Genomic DNA, 20,620 nt, shown 5'->3' with positions numbered 1-20,620 from the left:
CATCCGGGCCCTTTCCGGCATCGGACGCGAGTCATTTCTTTTCATCGTCCACACGTCCCTAGGTTGCTGGTCGTCGATGGGCGAATGGAGAAAGGAGCTCCCATGTCGCTTTTTACCTCTCGTATCACGGGCGTCCTTGTGGTGGCCGTGATGGCTCTTCTGACTCTGGTGGCGCGGCCGGCAGTTGGGCTGCACCCGAGGGTGGAGTTTGCCGAGCTTGCGCACAGCGCCGACCTCATCTTCATGGGTACGGTTCAGGGTGTGTCGTCCCGGGTCGTTGGGGATGGCCGGATGGTGATGACCGACGTTCATTTTGGGGATGTGCAGGTCATCCACAGGAAGGATCACGTGCCGGCGGATCTCTCTGGAGGGATCACGCTTGCCTTTGCGGGTGGTGAAGCGGGCGGTATGTCTGTCAGTGTGAGTGAAGTGCCGAGGTTTGCGGTGGGTGACCGGGTGGTTCTTTTTTCGCGGATGGACGGGACGGTATACGCGAACCCACTGGTGGCCGGGGTCCAAGGGCTTTTTCGGGTGAAGCGTGACACGGTCACGGGAGTCGAGTACCCGTTCACCAACGGCAGCGCGGTGGTGGCCTCGGTGGAAGGGGGGCGAATGACTTTGCTTCAGCGGGTTGAGCGCATGGAGAGCGGTCAGCCGGTTCGCCGTCCGGGTGTTATGCGGAAGGCGTGGTCGGTGCAGCCGATGGACGCGGCTCACTCGGTGAAGGCGAGTCAGATGGTGGAGCCCGCTGGGGTTTTAACGCTTTCGGAGTTCATCGTAGGGATTCGGGCGGTGCTGGCGGGGCCGGTGCCCGTTCGTCCTCGACTGACTCTCGCTACCGGAGGGGTAGCCTCGCTGGGGCGTCAGCCGCCGTCGCCCGGCATGCGTACGGCTGTGTCCGGCGGTGGCATACCCTTCGCACCGCCGGGGCTGGCTTCACTCGGCAGGAGCAAGCGGTCGGCTGCCGCGACGAGTCCGGGTATTGCCCGGACGGCCGCCGCGAGTGGGGTGGTGGAACTGTGTCATTGCGGCCACAAGAATTTGTTTGCGGACATGGAGATGGTGCCGACGTCCTTCTGGTGCTGGGCGCACGACAACTACGCGTTGTGGACGTACAACCAGTTCATGGACATCTACCGATGTTCCACCAGCGACGGGACTGTCTACCTGAACGGCTACAGTGAGTTCTGCGGTTTCCTTGACGATGACACGGTGCACACGGCCTACTGCTTTCATTGGGGTAGTTACGTCGGGATGTGTGTGTCCACGGGGGCGCCCTGTTTGGCCATTATCGAGTCGGACATCATGTTCAATCCGGCGTATTCGTGGTGGGAAGATGCGAGCGACACGATTGGCCACAGCGACCGCGTGCTCTATCGCCCCAACGTCATGCACGAGCTGGGTCACAGTTGGGGTCTGGAGCGCGGGAGCTGTGACGAGACGTATCTCTATCCTGACCCCAGTGTCATGCACGCGTACTACGACGACATTGTCGAGGACGGCTGGGGGATTCATCCCTATGACTCCGCCGCCATCCGCGACATCTACGACGATCAGACTTCCGTCATCGCGATCACGGATGTGGGGGTCGAGTCGTACTATGCGGCTGCTGACGGAAGTCTGACCAACTCGACCACGGACAAAACGGACTACCTGATCGGCGACCCGATCACCATCAGCGACTTTTCGGTGGAGAACATGTCGAGTGCGGACACCTCGGGGGTGCGGCTGCGGTTCTTCTTGTCCGAGGACACCAACATCACGGAGTCGGACTACGCCCTGGGAAGCTACGTGTCGTGGTGGAGCTTTGACAAGGAGAGCTACACGGTCAACGATTACGGTATGTGGATTCCCACGGTTCCTACGGGGACCTACTACATCGGCGCGATCGTGACCATCAACGGTGCCGACTATGACTTCGACGACTACAGCTATAACAATCGCACTTATCTTTACAGCACGATCAACGTGACCTGCCCGGAGCCGGGTGATCCGAGCGGTGTGACCGCGGGCGACGGAACCTCGACCCATCACGTGTACCTGGACTGGATCGGATCTGCGAATACCACCCGGTATGAAGTTTACCGAGGGACCACGTCGGATCCGGCGGCGGCGACGTGCCTGGCTTCCTCGGTGACCGACACATCCTATTATGATACGAGTGCCGATCTCGGCACGCGGTACTACTACTGGATCGTAGCCTGGAACGACGACTGTGGCAGTTGCACCGCCCGCTGCGGAGGAGCTTCGGGGTTCCGGGGTACTCCTGCTCCGACGGACGTGGTCGCCACCGACGGGACGCGAGCGACGGATATCCGCGTCACCTGGGCGGCGGTGGAGGGTGTGACCCACTATCGGGTCTTCCGGGCCACCTCGTCGACTGGCACTCCGACGCCGATCAGTTCGTGGCAGACGGGCACCAGTTACTACGACACCGCCGCAGTGCCGGGTAGCGACTATTACTACTGGGCTCGGGCGGCGATGAGTGCCAGTGGCGGTTATGAGAGTGCCTACAGCGCCCTGGACAAGGGGTGGCGGGTCATTCTGCCGCCGGAGGATCTTGACGCCACCAGCAGAACCTACACGGACTACATCCGGATCACATGGGACAGGTCACTGGGGGCGACCCACTACCGGCTGTTCCGCAGCGACGCGAGCGACGTTTCGACCGCGGTGCCGGTGACTGACTGGATTGAGGGCTGGAGCTTCGAGGACGCTGAGCCGGTGCCCGATGAGGCTTACTACTACTGGGTGAAGGCGGCGGCTTCCGCCACCGGCTATCACGCCAGTGCGTACAGCGACTCGGATGTCGGGCGCCGGTCGCTGGACTGCAATGCCAACCACGTGCCCGATGGGGTCGACATCTCGGGCGGTACCAGCGGCGACTGCAACAGGAATGCCATACCTGACGAATGCGAGGTGGCCGACGGAAGCCAGCCCGACTGCAACCACAACAACGTACCTGATTCCTGCGATCTGGTCATGCACTTCGGGATGGGTTTGGGCGGGCTGTATTCGGCCGAGGCCTCGCCGATCAGCATGGCCGTCGGGGATTTCAACAGCGACGGCAAGCATGATCTGGTCACGACCAACGATCCCGCGAACAGCCTGACGATTCTGAGGGGTTCGGGAGACGGGACTTTTGCCTCGAGCACGAGCTTCTCGTTCGACTCGTCTCTCGCGACCGTTGTCACCGGTGATCTGAACGGCGATCACAGGGTTGATGTGGCTGTCGCCGCCACCAGTTCCAATACGGTCCGGGTCCTGATCAACAACGGCACGGGGGCCTTTGCTGCTCCGGTGTCGTATGCGATCAGTTCGGGTCCTTACGGTCTGGCGATTGGCAAGCTGGACGCCGACGGCGACTCTGACCTGGTGGTGACCAAGACCACGAGCAACCAGGTCACGGTGCTCTCGAACAACGGATCCGGAGTATTCAGTGTCACGGGCACTTACACGGTAGGCAGCTACCCGGTTGCAGTGGTGGCTGCTTCCCTGGACGGGGCGGCCGGTGTGGACCTGGCGGTGGCCAATTCGATATCTGCGAACGTTACCATTCTGCAGAATCTTGGCGATGGGACGTTCGTGACGTCGGGCACATGGGCTGCGGGGTTGCAGCCGCGTGCCATCCGGGCGGCCGATTTTGATGCCGACGGGGACATCGACCTGGTCGTGGCCAACCCTTCGGTGGGTGGCATTTCCGTGTTGATCAATGACGGCGCTGGTGGTTTCGGGACTCGGCGGCCGGTCGGCGTCGCGGCCTCGCCTCAGGACGTGGCCGTCGCCGACTTTGACAAGGACGGTGACGTGGACGTCGCGACCGCGAGCCAGGGTGCCGACAGTGTTACGCTGGTGCTGAACAACGGGAGTGGGGTTCTTGCTCCCGTCGCCGACTACGCGACCGGGGGTGGGCCGCGGGCGCTGGTTGCCCGTGATTTCAATGCGGATGGTGTGCCCGATCTCGCGGTGGGGCAGTCCAATCCCAACGGTGTGCAGATGGTTCTGAACACGACGATCTTCCCGGTCAGTCCGGACTGCAACGCGAACGGGGTGCCCGATATCTGCGAGCCGGACTGCAACGCGAACGGGGTGGCCGACGGTTGCGACATTACGGCTGGCACGAGCACCGACTGCGATGCCAACGGCGTGCCCGACGAATGCCAGCCGGACTGCAACGGCAACGGCATCGCGGATACGTGTGACATTGCCGAGGGTACCAGCCAGGACTGCACGGGCAACGGTGTTCCCGACGAATGCGAGGATGACTGCAACGGCAACGGCATGGCCGACGCCTGTGACGTCGCCCCGACGTTGGCTTTCGCGGATGTGGTCGATTATGCGGTTGGGAAGGGTGCTTGCGACGTGGTGGCCGGCGATGTGGACGGGGATCTTGATGCTGATCTCGTCTCTGCTGATTCCAGCGACGACACGGTCACGGTGCGGAAGGGGCTCGGCAACGGCAAGTTTGGAGCGGGGGCTTCCTACGCGGCCGGGCTCGGGCCATCGGCGGTCCTGCTCGTCAGTCTCGGCGGCGGCACGCTGCCCGATCTGGTGGTCACGAGTTTCGCCAAGGATTGCGTTTCGATCCTGAAGAACAACGGCAGTGGCGTTTTTGCGATGAAGGCTCAGTATGCCGTTGGCCCGGGGGGGGCCAGCCACGGCCCGTCGGACGTGACGGCCGCGGATCTGGACGGGGACAAGGATGAGGATCTCATTGTAGCCAACGCCTCGTCGGATTCGGTGGCTCTCCTTCAGAATCTGGGATCAAGTGGTTTCGGGACTGCGGTACTCAAACCGGTTGGTGACGAGCCGGTGGCGGTGGTGGCCGCGGACCTGAACGGTGACAGGAGGGTGGACATCGCGGTCGCCAACTCCAAGAGCGGCACGGTTTCGGTTCTGCTCAGTAGCGGCCTCGGGCTTGCCCCGCCGGTCGACTATCTGGTGGGAACGAATCCGAGTGCCCTGGCGGTTGTCGACGTGAACCGCGATCGCGGGCTGGACCTGATGGTGACCTGCACCGGATCGTCGAGGATCGTGGTTCTACTGAACAACGGTGACGGCACGTTCGGCGGGCGTGTGAAGTTGACCGCTCCGGGCACTCCGAAGGGGCTCGTCGCGGTCGATCTAGATCGCGACGGCGATGTTGACGTGGCCACTGTTGCCACTTCGATCGGCAAGCTCCTGGTGATGCGCAACAACGATGACGGCACCTTCATGCCTGCGATGACATTTACCGCGGGCAGTCTGGCCAGGGGTTTAGCCGCGGCCTACATGAATACCGATTCCCATCCGGATGTAGCGGTGGTGCGAGGCAGCGTCCTGGGTGGCGCGGTGTCGGTGTTGCTCAACGCTTCCGGTCCGCCGCTGAGTCGCGACTGCAACGCCGACGGCGTTCCGGACGAATGTGAGCTTGCCCTGGACGGCGATGGTGACGGCTGGCTGGACATGTGCGACAACTGTCCGGCGTCGTCCAACCCTGATCAAGCGGACAGCGATTTGGATGATGTGGGTAGTGTTTGCGATGACTGTCCGAACACGATTCCGGGCATAGCGGTGGATCAGCATGGCTGCCCGCCGCTGATCCCGGGCGATTACGACCGCGACGGCGACGTAGATGGCGCCGACTTCGCGGTTTTCGGGAGTTGTTGGCTGGGTCCGGTTATTCCGCGGGCGAGTGGGTGTGGCGGTTCCGACTTCGACCATGACGATGATGTTGACCAATCGGACTTTGGCATCTTCCAGCGGTGCTACAGTGGGCAGAACAAGCCTGGCGACGCGGGGTGCGCGGGTTGAGTTGTGGATTTCCTACTGGTGGGGGAAGCGTCGGGGGGAAGCGTCGGTCGGCCGACATGGCGTGGCGGGTTTTGGCTGAGGGGATCGAGCGGGGGCGTGGCGGCTCAGGGGATGTTGCCCGCCGCCGTGTTCCTGGGCCGGTTGTGAGTCGCATCCCGGCCCGCGACCGATGAACTTGCGGATCGGAGGCTGGTGTCAAGCCGGGCGGCAGGATCCGTTTAGTACTGAATGAGCACTTTGATGGGCTGATCTCCGCCGGGGATGAGGATTCTCTCCCGGACGGGGTCGAAGTTCGTCCAGGGTCGCCCGTCGATCTGGACGTTCTTGATCCTTGCCCCGTCGGGCAGGCGGGCAAACAGCCAGAGGTTTCTGGGTCGTGCTTTTGTTGGCGGGGTCACATTCGCGACCACGGTGTTCACCTGGTCACCGGCGCTGAGGGCAAACGACACTGGGCCGAAGCAGGAGTTGATGCGCTCGACCTGGATGCCCTGCTTGGAGGCCAGCCATCGTCGGGGGGCTCCGCTCGCCAGCCAGAGGTCCTCTCCGCACTCGAGGACCAGAGAATCCCGCACCCGGTTGACGAAGCGAGCCTCGTCTGGGCTCTTGTAGAACGGGCCGCTGGCGTGGCTCCACATGCGATACTCTTCGGTGAATGCATGGACTTCCGGGTAAAGGCAGGAGGTCATGCCGTTGTACAGCCCGCGGATCGCGGCTGGGACTTCCTGGCGCATCAGATAGACCAGGATGGGGTTCTGGAGATTCGACTGGAAGACCATGCCGCCCTGGCTGAACCAGTACTTGTCGTCGGTGAAGCCGTGGACGTTGAAGCCGCCCGAGCTGGACAGGGTGAGGTTGTCCTCCCAATCGTCGAGGATCCAGTCGGCGATCGGCTCGTGTGGGCCGAAGATGCCGAGGTTGAGCAGGATCATTGGTCCGTAGAGCACCTCGCGGGTGGCGGAGAGGCGGTAGCAGGGCAAGTCGGGTTTGCGATAGCGGCTATAGTACTGCACCCGCAGCGGACCGAAGCCGCGGAACCGCTGGTACAGCTTGGTGGGCACGTAGGGCGAGTAGGTCCCGTCGCGCATCCGGGTCACGGGTGCAAGCTCGGTTGCCCTGAGGACGGCTGTGCGCAAGTCGTTGAGGTACTCGTTGGCTTGGCGATTCACCTGGTCAGCCTGGGGGTGTCCGACGGCCCTCATGGCGGCGGCCATCTCGGTCATGCCGGCGGCGCAGTACGCGTTGACCGCGAACCAGTACCCCCAATCGCTGTTGTCCTCGAGGTGGCCGGCGGGCAGTAGGCCGTACTCGAGGGCTTTTTCGCCTTGGGCGTTTTTCAGGCGGGTGGTTGCCCGCTGACGTTCGATCCAGTCGACGGCCCGCATCATGCTTGGCAAGGTGGTGTCGAGCCAGCGGGTGTCGCGGGTGAAGAAGAAGTGCCGGGCGAGGGTCCAGAGTACGGTTCCGTGGTCGAGGCCGTAGCTGCTGGCGGTGTAGTCGTATTCCCGGCTGACCCAGGCCCCGTGGTATACGGCGTCGTAGGGTTTGGCGTAGTTGCCGGGGAACGGCCGGGTGCCCTGGAGTTGGGTGAGTGTTCGCAGGTACTGGGTTGCCCGTTCGGTGTCGCCCAGGGCGTCGAGCAGGAGGGCCTGGAAGCAGGCTTCATTCGCGAAGACCTGGTAGTGGTAGCTAGCCGCCGGGACCATGAACAGGCCGCTCTTGGGGTCCTTGGTGGTGCTGATATGGATGTGGGGGATAACGGAGCGGGCCATGAGGTTGAATTCGGGCTCCGGAGTGGTGAAGCGGGTGGTGCGGTCGATGATCGTTCGCCAGTAGGTGGCCACGCGTTCGCGTTCGCGGGTGTAGTCGATGGTCGCGAGTCGATCGATTTCCTGGGTGGGGATGTCGGACACGAACGGGATTCGGAGGTGGAGCTGCTCGGTCTTGCCGGGTGCGACGTCGAACTGGGCGAGGATGCTGTTCTGCCCGGTGTCGAGGTTATCCGGGCTGGCGACCCGGATGCGGGCGGCGGGGGCCTGGAGGGGCGGGATCACGGCGCGCAGCCTGTGGGGCTGGTAGGACTTGTCGTTCGTACCGGTCGCGAGCATGCCCGCCTGGTGGATCGAGAAGTGCTCCTCGGGAGTGAGGGTGAGCCAGACGGTTGCCTTTTTCGGTTGTGAGCCGGGGTTGGTGACCAGGAGCCGCACCATGCAGATGGCCGGTGTCTGTTCGCTGCGGGCAACATCGTTCGGGTCCAGTGGTCCTGAAAGCAAGGTGGCGAAAGCCTCCTGCTCAAACTGAAGTCCCTGGTGTTCCCAGCGGTTGATGATGATTGGCAGGCAGTTTTCGGCGATTGAGACCTGGGCTTTGTGGTCATCGCGGAAGTAGGGTTTCTCGCCTGTACCGATTCGGTAACGGAGTCGATCCGTGTCCCACTGTAGTCGCTTGAGCTCGGCTCCCTTGGCCTTGGTTCCGTTCTTGCTGATGAAGATTTCTCCGCCGTATTCGACCGCGAATTTCTGCCAGCTGGCGTCGGCAGCGACCGGCAGGTAGACCCGATCGCCGCCCTGGCGGTGCCAGGGGTCGAGGGGGGGGATTTCCCGGCTGGCTCGATCGCGGCTTTGTTCGGGTTCACGGGGGATACGATCGCGGATTCTGCCCTCGCCGCCAGGGCGGGTGGCTGCGGAGGTGGTCGTGTCGCTCGCCTGGGCGACGTAGGCGTGCATGGCGGGCACGTGGATGGGGCCCTGCTCAAGATTGAGGGTGCTGAACGAGAAGGTTCGGGGCGTGTCCCCATCGCTCGTTTTGGCCGTTGTCCGCACGGTGACGACGGTGATGTCGTTCGAGCCGGGAGGGGCGGGTACCGTGGCCAGGATGTTTGCGATGATGCCTTTGGGTGAACCGGTGCGGAGGTTCTTCCACGAGCCGGGGGCTTGGAAGGCGTCGTCCTCGCCGAACTGCGAGGGTGCGGCGGACAAGAGTTGCCCGTTGTAGATCTCCAGCCGCCCGCTCAGCGAGGCTGGGTGCTTGTCGCCGCAACCCAGCTCGATTCTGACCGACATCGGTTTGAGGGCAGACGGCGAGAAGACCCGGAGGGACTCGATTCTCGGGGCCTTTTCCGGCAGGACGAGTCGGATCTTGAGTGTTCGCCGGTAGGTCACATCGGGCAGGTTTTCTGCCTTGTCGTTGGCGTCTTCCGCCAGCGGCTTGAAGGTCCAGGTGACTGCTCCGTGGGTTACGGCCTGGACGGCGGCGGCTGTCAGCCATTTGCCCTGCCAGGGATCGTCGAGGGGGTCCTCGATGGTGGGCATGTGCGGCGGCTCCGGCGGCCAGGAGCGGTTCCAGTACTGGACCTTGGCGTCGACGGCCGTCGCCGATTCTTTCGGCTGGAGTTGGAGCTCACAGACATCGCGTTCCTCGTCCCAGACCACACCGATCCATCGGCTTGCCGCGGGCAAGGCGGCGATCGACTCGACGGGTGTACCTTGTGCGGCGCGTTCATCGGGCCAAGCGGTCAGCTGGCCGTATTCGGCGAGGTTGAGCCGGGGGCGATCTTGGGCGAGTGCGCTCGAGGCGGCGCCGGCGAGAAGGAGGGCGGCGTACTCAGCGAGATGGAGACGATGGCGACTGGGCATCTGAGCACCTCAGGTGCGAACGGAAGAATGAAGGATCGAGCGAACAGGTCAGCCCTTAACCATTACTTGCACAGCGCGGTTTTGTCCAGTAGCTTGCGGGGAGAACGCAGACTGCGCAAGTCAGTGTAACCGGATCCGGAGGGGTCAGAGAGGGCAGATCCTGATGGTAGTCGAATCTTGCCTGAATGATCGGTCATTGAACACACTTTTCCATTGCCGGTTGAGTGTTCCTTGCTTGGGCCGTGTGGGTATCCAGGGAGTCGGCCTGGTCGTCGGCCGCAGTATGCGCTGCAGCTTTCGCAGCGACGAAGCGTTGGTGCTTTCAGACTCCAGCGGCGCCGTCATTCGTTGGACTTGTCTGGGGGGGGGTAGGCGCTGCCGAGGAGCACAGTAGAATGGCCTAGTGCCATCGGATCAGGCCCTGGTAGCTGGTAGGCTGGCCGCATCGGCCGGTGGCCGTAGCGCGGGGCGACCGCGTCCGGCGGTCCTCATTTGAAGGGATGCGATTCGTCATGAACACCAATCGTCGGGACTTTCTCAGAGTGTCGGCCGCAGCGGGCATGGCCATGGTCGCCGGTCCGGCTCTTCGGGCGGCCGAGCCGGGCAAAAAGTACACGCTTGCCTTGATTGGCAGTGGCTGGTGGGGGGGCAACATTCTCCGCGAGGCCCTGGCGTCCGGCGAGTGCAAGCTTGTAGCCATCTGCGACTGCGACACGAACCAGATGGACAGGACTCGCAGAAAGATCGAGCAGCTCACAGCCGACACGCCGAAGCCGTACGTGGACTTCCGGGAGTTGCTGGCCCGGGAGAAACCGGAGATTGTCATCAATGCCACGCCCGACCACTGGCACGCCTTGATCACGATTGAGGCTCTCAAGGCCGGCGCCCACGTCTATGTGGAGAAGCCGATCAGTCACACGATCAAGGAAGGCCGGGCGATGGTCAACGCCGCTCGGGCGGCCGATCGCGTGGTTCAAGTTGGCACCCATCGTCGGATGTCGCCGCACAACATTGCCGGTCGCGAGTTCATCCAGAGCGGCAAGGCCGGCAAGATCGGCATGATCCGCTCGTTCGTGTTCTATGGTGGGGGGCCGGAGAAGCCCGAGCCGAACGCCGAACCGCCCAAAGGGATGAACTGGGATCTCTACTGCGGTCCGGCGCCGTTGCGGCCGTTCAACCCCCTCATGCACCCCCGCGGTTTCCGTAGCTTCCTCGACTTCGCCAACGGTCAGTTGGGTGACTGGGGCATTCACTGGCTGGATCAGGTTCTGTGGGTCATGGATCGTCAGTATCCCAGGCGGGTGTTCAGTGCGGGCGGACGGCCGATCAAGGGCCCGGTGGTCAACACGCCCGAGGCTCAGACCAGCGATGCTCCGGATCACCAGGTTTCCACTTTTGACTTCGGTGATTTGACCCTCGTCTGGGAGCACCGCCAGTTTGCCGGCAACCACGCGGAGAAAACGCATCCCGGTCAGCCGGTGGGGTGTTTTTTCTACGGAACGGAAGGTACTTTCCACATGGGCTGGCTGGACGGCTGGACGTTTTACCCGGCCGACATACGCAAGCCGACCCTCCACCAGGATGCCCAGCTTCACGAGCCAGATCAGCAGAATATCAAGGAGCTGTGGGCGAATTTCCTGGCCTGCATCAAGGGCGGCAAGCGACCGGTGTGTGACATCGAGATCGGTCACCGGTCGACGACCATGGCTCTCCTGGGCATGCTGTCGTTGAAGCACGGCAAGAGTATTCAGTGGGATGGTGAGAAGGAGATCATCGTCGGCGACGAAGCGGCCAACGAGCTCCTTTTCCGTCCATACCGTTCGCCGTGGGTTTATCCGGGAACGTGAGCACGGCCGGTTTCTTGAAAGGGAGCGATGGGGGCGGGTGGGGGGAGATTCCGCCGGCAGTCAACCATGCAGTTTCTCAAGCGCGCGGGCTCGGTTCTCGCCGGATTGTGCCGCCGAGGCCAGACGGCCGTCGTCCTTCAATGTGCCGTTGGGATAGCCGATGACTGAGGTGGCCGGTATAATCAGCGGCAGCCTGCTAAGAAGGAGACCCGGATGGAGTTCAAGATTCACGGACGCAACCTGGAGATCACCGAGGCCCTTGCCTCGCACGTCGAGGATCGGTTTTACGCTGCGTTGAGCCAGCACGACCAGCGGGTTGGTGAGATTGCCGTGACGCTGTCGGACGAAAACGGCCCCAAGGGCGGGGTGGACATGCGATGCCACGCTGTTGTACACCTCAAGCCGCGTGGTACACTGATTGTTGAAGAATTACAGGATGACATGTACGCGGCGGTGAGTTTAGCTGCTGATCGGGCGAAACATGCCGTGAGCCGCGAACTGGAGCGTCGGCGGGAGAAGTAGGCTCTCGCGATTCGGATCCTCGCGTAGGTTCCATTCTGATGTTGGAAGGCGGGGGTGGCGGCCCCACCTGCAACCTCGTCTCGTGGGGTTGATTTGTGCGCCGGCAGGGTGTGGCGGGCGGCTGAAGGTGTCCCTGTGGTCAGTGGCGAGATACGACTTCTGATTCTGGACGTGGACGGTGTTCTCACCGATGGCACGATCCTGTTTGGCGACGCCGGGGGGCAGTACCGTCGTTTTCACATACGGGATGGGCTCGGGATTGCGATGTGGCGGGCGGTTGGGCGGACGGTGGCCATCCTGACCTCGAAGCGGTCTGAGGCGGTCTTGGCCCGGGCGAAGATGCTCGGCATCGACCTCGTAGAGCAAGGGGCAGAGGACAAGCTACCGGCTTTGGAACGTATTCTTGGAGTGACGGGGGTGCCTGCTTCAGATACGGCGTACATGGGCGATGACCTGTTGGACTTGGCCGTCATGAGAGGGGTTGAGTATCCCATCACTGTGGCGGATGGCGCGGAGGCGGTCAAGGCGGTGGCCCGTCACGTCACCCAGCGATCGGGGGGGCAGGGGGCGGTTCGCGAGGCGATCGAGCACCTGCTTTGCCGCGAGGGGCTTTGGGAGGCTGCGTTGAGGGCTATCGGCGCGGATCGCGGTGCCGGGTAGAATGCTGCCCGGAGAGATAACTGGTGTTCAGGAAGACCATTCTCGCTGTTGCCTCGTTTGCCCTGGTCTGTGTTGCCTTCCTCATCTATCAATCAAGGGATGAGGACCGGTTTGCGGCCACTCAGCCGGAGGTTCCTCGTCCGCCGGTTCGAGCGGCGGTGACCCAGCCGGGGGCGGCTCAACCGTTGATTGGAGATCAGAAGGGTGCCTTGATCGGCGGGTGGCAGAACGTGCTGCCGGGGGGGGGTTCGAAGATCCACGTCTACGACCGGGGCGGAGAGGCCAAGTACATCTTCGAAGCTGCCCAGTGGGAGCCGGTGAGCGACACGGAATACCACATGACCAAGCCGTCGGCTCGTGTTCTGCTGCCGGACGGCCAGCTCGCGTACGTTCAGGCGGACGAGGGTCAGGTGAAGGTTCGCCAGGCGGAGCGGCAGAAGATCGACCCGACCAGCGGCTGGTTCAAGGGCAATGTTCGAATCATCGTTGACCGGACGAAGCCTGACTGGCGGCGTGACAATCCGGACAAGGTAGCCCCTGAGACTCACCCGGAGACGATTGACCGGATCTTTCTGGATGATGCCCGGTTTGACCTGGACCTGGCCCGGCTGGAGACAGACGGTCCCATTCGGGTGGAGAGCCAGCGGGGCTCGCTGGAGGGTCTGGGTTTTGAGATGGTGTGGAATGAGGTGACCCGGCGGGTCAAACTTGCGAAGATCAAGCGGGGTGGCAGAGCCACGGTTCGCGGGCAGGAGCTGGCCCAGTTTGGCGATCTTTCCGGAGATGGGGGATTGGTGGAGGCGGAGTCCGGCTCGGGTGCGACCGATCAGGCGGGTGGCGCCGCAGCCACACAGGAGGCTTTCCCGGACGCGGTGGTGGATGAAGGAGCCGAGGAAGATGACGAGAATCGGGAGATCAGCTTCCTTGACCCGGACGGTGTTGCCAGGCAGGTGAGGAAGGACCGGATTGACACCTACCAGGTTGTTTTCCGGGACAACATCGTTGCGACGCAGCGACAGGGCGACAAGGTGACTGGTGGTTTGAAGGGGGCCCAGACGGTGACGTTGATCACCGACCTGGGTCGCGAGGAGCGGGCAGCGGTTGAGTTCACGTCGAAGGGCAAGAAAGTCGGGGGCCAGCGAGGTCAGCCGGGTGCGAAGAGCCAGCCGGCGAGCCGGCCTGCGGACTCGGGGCTCGCCGGATCCGAGCCGGTCGCGACGCAGCCTGGGCTCCCCGAGTCCACGCTGGAGCTGGTCTGGACGGGTGAGGTCACGCTGATGCCGATGGAGAGCTCGGAAACGCAGCCCTCCCGTGGCCCGGCGACGGCCAGTGCCCCTGCTGCTCAGAAGCGGACTCACCTCATCGTTGAAGGTGAGCGGATGGAGCTTCAGGACTCGAAGCAAGGCACGATCATCTGCCGCAAGCTGGAGGTTCATAACGAGACGAAGCGGATCTGGCTCACGGGCTCGAAGGAATGTCCTGCGGTCATGAGTATCGGGGCGGGCAGTCGGATCCTGGTCTACGACACCCTTTTCGTCGATCGTCAGGCGGGAACGGCCCGAATCACCGGACCGGGTATGATGATCCGGCGTGAGGCGCCGCCCAGTGTCTCGGCCACCCGCCCGGCCGGCCTGAGGCTCGTTGCAGGTGGGCCCGAGGAGCCTGCGGTCGAGTTCGAGCTGGCATGGCAGAAGGGTGGGCAGATCGACTTTGACCGGGCGGCGGTGGAGGCGGCCCATCCCACGGCGGGGGAACCGCCGATCACGAAGCAGGTCGTGTACCTCAGGCATGCCGCGTTTCAGGGTGCGGTCGACACCGGTCTATCCAATCAGCGTGTTGCCGCGGACGAGATCGACGTGGTGTTCGCTCCTCCGGAGGCGAAGCTGGAGCTCCGTCAGAAGGCCAGGCAATCTCGGGCGGACAAGGGTGAATCCAGCAGCCCGATCGACACGACTCAGGCTCTCCAGGTGGTCGCGACGGGCAACGTCCGCATGAGTCAGCGATCCGATCACACTGCCGCTCGTCAGGGAGGCGAGCGGACCACGGACCTGGTGACCTGCAAGCGGCTCGAGATCGAGATGGGCGTGGACGATACCGGCCGCAACGTTCCGCGGATAGCCAAGGCGTTCGGGAAGGTTTCTGCCGAGCAGACCTCACAGCCCTTTGTCGGCCCGATTCCGGTCGGAGTTCCGCAGGTGCGGGATATCCGGGCCGACGACCAGATCGTCATTGAACTGGCCTCTGTTCCCAAGCCGATTGCTGACGCCCAGCGCCAGCAGTTTGAGGCTTATGCCCGTGAGCAGGGGTACACGGAGGAATCGCCGGAATGGCGGCGGTGGGAGCAGAAGATCAAGAATCGCCGGCAGATTATGTTGAAGAGAATGATGGCTCGCGGCAACGTGACCGCGCGAGACGATAAGCAGGACTTGAACGATCTGGCAGGCGATTCGGTCGAGTTCATTTTTGACGCCGCGGGCAAGATCAGCACCGCCCTGGTGGTGGGCCGATCGGACGAGCCTGCGCGGATCGATCACAACACGTTTTACATTCGCGGCCAGCAGATCAGCCTGAACATGGAGTTGCAGTCGGTGGAGGTTCCGGGGACCGGGTTGCTGCGGTTTTACAGTGACCAGGATCTCGACGGGCGTCCCCTGGAGAAGCGCATCCCCATCGAGGTGACCTGGAACAACCAGATGTGGCTGCGTGGGAAGGAGAACGCCGGCACTTTCACCGGTCGTGTTCGGGGCTGGTCCGAGAACAGCGTTCTGGAAAGCAGCGAGCTGCGTCTGCGATTTGCGGATGCGCCCAAGGAGCCGGCGAGTGTTCGATCGTCCGCGACCGTTGCCCGGGGGCTAGGGGCCGCCCTGTGGCCGAGGCAGCAGAAGCGGCCCCGGAACGGGCTTGCGGAGCGGGTCAAGAAGAAGCTAGTGCGGGTTGACGCAACCGGGGATGCGGTGGTTTTGTCTTCGGCTTATGAAGAGGCCAGGAGCGGGAATGAGACTCGCGTGGCGGCGGCTATCAAGGGCATGCTCCCAGAGGTCTTGAGGGTTCCGGCCAGCCGCCCGTCGCGTGCGTCTGACCGGCGCCTGCTCAGCCGGGTTCGGGCGGCGGGTCCGCAGATACGTATTGACCTGGAGGAACAGCGATTTCTGATTGAAGGGCAAGGCAACCTGCTGGTGGAGGACTATCGGCTGCCGAAGGCGGGTCGTGGGGCGGGTCGCGAAGGGCCTCGGGAGCGGAGCACGGTGCTCGCGCCGTCCTCGCTGCCTGGGGCTGAGAGTGTAGGACCCAGCCAGACGCTGTTTACGTGGGCCAACTCCTTCACCTTCCTCAACCGCAAGTTCATCGCCGTGCTTGACAATCAGGTGGTGATGCGTCATGCGGCCGGCGCGCAGATGGCTTTGGCGGACCGGATCGAATCGGCGCTGAAGCTGGATGAGGAGACCCGCAAGCGGATTACGAGCCGGGCAGCGACCCTGACGTGCGGCAATCTGGTAGTCCAATTCCAGCGGGACCAGGACGGTAAGACCAGGTCGCCCGGGGGCTCGTTGTCCGGGGCGACGGCACTCAAGGGTTTTCAGGCTCGCGGGAATGTCTTCTTCACGAGTTCTGAGGCTGATTTGCGGCGGTCGGCATCCGGCTTGGCGATCCTGTATGACGCGGTCACAGGTCTGGCGGAGATCAACGGGACTGCGCTCCAGGAGGCGGTGATTGAGGAAGCCGAGGTTAAGACAGGGAGGTCAACCGGCTACTGGCATGGCCTCACTGTGAAGTGGAACCTGAAGACCCGCCAGATTGAGGCGGAAGGCAGCAAGGTGAATGCACCTCGGGGGCGGCAGGATCAGACGCCTCCGACGGGCTTACGTCAGCTCAGATAGGAACGTTTTTGGCCTGAAAGGGCTTGCCTTCGCACGGGGGGAGCCAATAATAGAGTGGGCGGCGAATGCTGCTAGGCGTATAGTATGCTCATAGTCCCATTGACGGCGGTCTCGTCCTCTCCCCCCGCTGTCCAGGGCTCTTCAGATGTCGTGATTTTCTAGTCCGGCCAAGCGAAGCACTCGGGCGGTATGCCTGACAGGAAGGCACGTCCCGGTACCGCTTTCCGGGTGGGGGATGGTGGTGTCGGAGCTTTCCGGCAGGGGAAAGCCGCGTCTTGTACGATGACCGTCGTGGCGAGCCATGGAGGGGGAAGCGCCAGCGACGGGCGTGTCGACCGCGCCGCCCCTCCCTGGTGTCCGCCGCCGGGGAGGGCGCGGTCACCGTTGGGTGGTGGTGCGTCCGCGAGGGGGGGCGTGGACGGGCTGGGGAAGAGGCGGCTTTCAGTCTTGGCCGGGCTCAAGTATCGTTGGCCGAGGCCTGGGGCTGGGTTGATTCGTTCCGGTGATTTCATTCTCGGGTTCTATCGGCAAGCCTATCTCTGGATGATCCCGTACAGCGAGTCTCGTTCTGTCGGGATTCCTCCCGCCTCGTAGATGAACCGTCGGATCTGCTCGACGGTGAGTTCTTGGTGGTTTGCGGCACTGCGGGCAGCCTGTTTGGTGATATCGTAGTGGACTACGGTGCCGTCGAAGTCGTCTACCCCCCAGTTGAGGCTAACTTGGGCAATTTTGGGGGTCTGCATAATCCAGAATGCCTTGACGTGGGGGAAGTTGTCGAGCATGAGACGGCATACCGCCAGGGTGCGAAGGTCGTCGAGGCCTGTGGGGCCGGCCAGGTGGTGGAGTTCTGTGTTGTGGGGGATGAACGAGAGGGGCACGATGCAGTTGAAATGGGCCGCTCGGCCGGCGAGCGAGTCATCCTGGTGGCTGCGTAGCTTGACCAGGTGCTGCACGCGTTCCTCGATGGTCTCGATGTGGCCGTAAAGCATGGTCGCATTGCTGAACAGGCCCAGTTCGTGAGCTGTTCGGTGGACATCGAACCAGCCTTCTTGGCCGACCTTGGTCTTGAATGCCTCGGTGTGCACGCGATCGTCGAAGATTTCGGCGCCGCCGCCGGGCAGGCTACCGAGTCCCGCCTCGCGGAGTTGTATGAGGACCTCTCGGATCGACAGGTGGGGTTTTGTGATCCGGCTGAAGTGGATGATCTCGATGGCGGTGAACGCCTTGATATGCAGTTGGGGCGCCGCCTCGCGTACTCGTCGGCACATCTCGAGGTAGTACGAGAAGGGGAGTCTGGGGTGCAGGCCGCCGACGATGTGGACCTCGGTCGCTCCGGTTTCGGCTGCCAGGGTCGCTCGTTGGACGATCTCGTCGACGGAGAGCTCATATCCGCCCGATGTGTCGCAGGCGGGGTTTGGCGGGTTCGGCGTTGCTGCTTTTCCTGTGGGGTACGGCCGGTAGAAGGAGCAGAATCGGCAGCGGAGCGTGCAGTAGTTGGTGTAATTGATGTGGCGATTGATGTTGTAGAATGTTTTTCTCCCGTGGAATCGCTCCCGGGTGATGTTGGCCAGCTCGCCGAGGGTATGGATATCCGGCGAGCGGTAGAGTCGCACGCCATCCTCGACACCGAGTCGCTGACCCGCATGGACCTTCGCGGCGATATCCTGCAAGTCGGCTGATTGCATGGTTACAGACTAGCCCAGTTTTCTGAGGTAGGCCACTGCGTCGGCGGGGGAGGCGGTCGTCCCGCTGTCGCGGTTCTCGCAGGGATCGAGCACGAACCAGCCGCGGTAGCGGCACTTTGCCGCCTGGTGGATGATTCGCTGCAGGTTCACCTTGCCTTGGCCGAGAGGGACGGGTCGCTGGCCGATGCGGTCGGAGACGCGAATGCAGCCCACGAGGTCGGCGAATTCCCCGAGGGCGTCGCGTGGGTTCACGGCCGAGGCATGGAATGCGCCGATGTCGAGGGCGAGTCGCAGGCGTGGGTGCCGGATGTCGGCGAAGAGGCGCCGAAGATCCTCGATCTGCTCGATGGTGGTATCGCGGGCGTTCAAGACATGGACATCGAGACCATGGTCGTTGGCCGCGGGCAGGATTTCCTGAATGCCTTCTGACAGGATCGTCCAGGGTTGGCCCCGGCGCTCGCCGGTGCCCAGGCAGATGTTGGTGCTGCCCACGGCTCTGGCCCATTCCATCCGCGTTTGGATTCGCGTGATGGTCGCCGTCACGTCCGCCTTGGCGGCGGCGTCGAAAGTGCCGACGTCCACGCCGGACAGGTGCAGGTTGGCGGATTGGAGCCAGGGCAGGATCTCGCTTGGTTCAAGGCGGGACCAGGCCAGATGGACTGCGTCGCAGCCGGCGTCTCGGTAGGGTGCCAGGCTGGCGGGTGACGGTGTCGCTGTCGGCGGCTTGACTGCGCAGCTAATCAACATTTGAGCTTGTTGCTCCGTTCTCCGGCGGGCGCTGTGGCGGTGCGACCAGTTCGAAAGTTTTGTCTGCCCAACTCATGGGGGTCGCGTCCGACGGCCACGCTCGCACGGGGACATCATAGCGCGCGAACCGTTCGGGCGGTAGGGTCCCGGGGTCAGGGAATTCTGGTGTTTGCCATGCTCGGATCAAGACGTCACAGGTGACGGGTTTCTCGATCGGTTCTTTCGGGGGAAGCAGGCGGATGCTCCAGGAGAACACATTCATGGGCGGGCAGACGTACGGTGCGGGTTCGACGAGCATGCCGAGCACGCGTCCTCCTTCGCGCTGATGTCGCTGGAGTTCCTCGGCGGCCACGAACCGAGAGGTTTTTTCCCTGCAATCTCGGACGAAGGCGCGCAGGTAGTCGGCGCCGGGCAGAGCCGCGCCGAGGATCATCGCCGCCGCGAAAGCGCCGCGCGCGGTGCGGTATTTGGCCAGGCGGTTGAACGCAGGGCCGGCCGCGACGGCGAGGCACACGTCGGGGAAGACTGCGAAGCGGCCGTACTCGCCCGGCATATCCTCGGCTGCCAGGGCGAACTGGACCAGGGAGATGGCCGCGGGTACCACCAGAAGCCAGCCAACGCCAGGATTGGGCATATTCTGGAGTTGGCAAGTGGGTTCGCTTTTGCGCTGGTTCACCGGAATGTGCCGCCACAGGAATCCGATCGTGGCGATGCAGCCAACGATGGCCACGATGGTGGAAGCACCTTCCCGCACCAGTTGTGCCGCGTTGAGGAGGCCCATTCCGCTCAGTGTCACCTTGAACATTGCGGCGGTATTGCCGAGATTCGAGCGAAGGACCTCGCGATCGTAGATGAGGTTGATGCCCACGTAGGGGTTGGTGATGAGGAACACGAGGATGGTGATTGCCAGCCCGGCCCACTTGAGGCCGAGGGCGGATCGCCAGTTGTTCCACCGAAGCCAGGCCATGAGGGGGGGGATCGCGAGGATCGGCCAAGCGGTCAGGACCATGCCGAGGGCGGTTCCGCAGAGTACGGTGCTGGCGAGCCACCAGCGCCGCCGGCCGGTGTCGGCGTATTGCATCGCTGCGAGGATGGATGCCAGCATGAGCACGGCGCCCGGAAGATGGGGCTTGGCTTCATGGGCCGTGTTCACGACCACCGGCAGGAAGATGTAACACAGGGTTGCCAGGGTGGCCGCGGCGGGGCGTCCCCCGCTCAATCGGCGAGCCAATTCGAAGACGACGGCCGCCCCGACCAGGGCCCAGAACACGGTATAGAGGCGGGTGACCACGTAGAAGCGGGCGAACTGCTCGGGGTGGTCGAGGTAGTGGGTCACGTCGGATTTGACGGTGACGAAACCAGCGAGTGAAGCCGCCTGGAGGCAAGCCCCGACGGGGTAGACCCACAGGCCGCCGTATTGGTACAGGTGGGGATCGAGCTTGCCCTCGCCGGGGCGCATCGAGGCCAGGGCCCGGAAGGTGACCATCTCGTCGGGCTGGTAGCTGTACAGGCGGTATCGGCGTACGATGGCTGCTCTCTGGGCGTCGGTCTCGTTCAGGACGATCGACTGCCGGCGGTCGCGAATGGCATCGGGATCGACGTCCGCGCCGCGTCCGCCGTCGGTCTCCCATCCGCCGGCCAGGGCGATGATTTCCTGACCGGTCCAGGGTGTTCGGTCGCCAAAGAGGAACGGATCCGCCGCTCTGGAGGGCAGACCCCAATGGATGCCGGTGCAGAAGACTGCCGCGCCGAGCAGGAGGAGGCAGCAGAGGATTCCCCAGGGGGTCTTACCCGGACCGCCGCCTGGTGGTTGTCGCAATACCGAGTTCTCTGTCACCCGATGTCCTCTGGTCGTC

9 protein-coding genes are annotated in these 20,620 nt (G+C 63.4%); 5 read left to right on the top strand and 4 right to left on the bottom strand.

Translation table 11 applies throughout. The annotated features are described in order from the left end of the window. Positions 1–102: 102 nt before the first annotated feature. Positions 103–5,793: a VCBS repeat-containing protein gene (locus tag KA354_10425; protein MBP7935049.1), complete on the top strand. Its 5,691-nt coding sequence runs from the start codon at positions 103–105 to the stop codon at positions 5,791–5,793. Positions 5,794–6,011: 218 nt separating this feature from the next. Here KA354_10425 and KA354_10420 read toward each other — a convergent pair whose 3' ends face one another. After that, positions 6,012–9,425, bottom strand: coding sequence for a hypothetical protein (locus KA354_10420; GenBank protein ID MBP7935048.1), 3,414 nt, complete (start codon positions 9,423–9,425; stop codon positions 6,012–6,014). Positions 9,426–9,937: 512 nt separating this feature from the next. On the opposite strand from KA354_10420, the gene KA354_10415 reads away from it, so the two are divergent. The 4 genes from KA354_10415 (at position 9,938) to KA354_10400 (ending at position 16,332) form a co-directional block, all read left to right on the top strand. Beyond that, the gene (locus KA354_10415; GenBank protein MBP7935047.1) at positions 9,938–11,272 is read left to right on the top strand and encodes a Gfo/Idh/MocA family oxidoreductase; all 1,335 of its coding nucleotides are present in this window, start codon (positions 9,938–9,940) and stop codon (positions 11,270–11,272) included. Between the two features lie 213 nt (positions 11,273–11,485). Further along, positions 11,486–11,794 (top strand): ribosome-associated translation inhibitor RaiA, encoded by a 309-nt coding sequence (raiA, locus tag KA354_10410; protein ID MBP7935046.1) that lies wholly within the window; start codon positions 11,486–11,488, stop codon positions 11,792–11,794. Positions 11,795–11,929: 135 nt separating this feature from the next. After that, positions 11,930–12,454: an HAD hydrolase family protein gene (locus KA354_10405; protein ID MBP7935045.1), complete on the top strand. Its 525-nt coding sequence runs from the start codon at positions 11,930–11,932 to the stop codon at positions 12,452–12,454. A 23-nt stretch (positions 12,455–12,477) separates the two neighbouring features. Beyond that, a complete protein-coding gene (locus KA354_10400; protein ID MBP7935044.1) occupies positions 12,478–16,332 on the top strand; it encodes a hypothetical protein in 3,855 nt (1,284 codons plus the stop codon). Between the two features lie 533 nt (positions 16,333–16,865). Here the strand turns inward: KA354_10400 and KA354_10395 are convergent. The 3 genes from KA354_10395 to KA354_10385 are packed head-to-tail and all read right to left on the bottom strand — an operon-like array spanning position 16,866 to position 20,583. Continuing rightward, the gene (locus tag KA354_10395) at positions 16,866–18,017 is read right to left on the bottom strand and encodes a CofH family radical SAM protein (GenBank protein ID MBP7935043.1); all 1,152 of its coding nucleotides are present in this window, start codon (positions 18,015–18,017) and stop codon (positions 16,866–16,868) included. A gap of 9 nt (positions 18,018–18,026) precedes the next feature. Beyond that, complete coding sequence (locus tag KA354_10390; protein MBP7935042.1) at positions 18,027–18,764, bottom strand: TIM barrel protein; 738 nt, start codon at positions 18,762–18,764, stop codon at positions 18,027–18,029. Beyond that, positions 18,754–20,583, bottom strand: a complete 1,830-nt coding sequence (locus tag KA354_10385; GenBank protein MBP7935041.1) for a glycosyltransferase family 39 protein — start codon at positions 20,581–20,583, stop codon at positions 18,754–18,756. Before KA354_10385 ends, KA354_10390 begins: the two co-directional genes overlap by 11 nt. Positions 20,584–20,620 lie beyond the last annotated feature (37 nt).

It is taken from the genome of Phycisphaerae bacterium, from assembly GCA_018003015.1.
Taxonomy (GTDB): Bacteria; Planctomycetota; Phycisphaerae; order UBA1845; family PWPN01; genus JAGNEZ01.
This window is presented reverse-complemented; position numbering and strand designations above follow the sequence as displayed.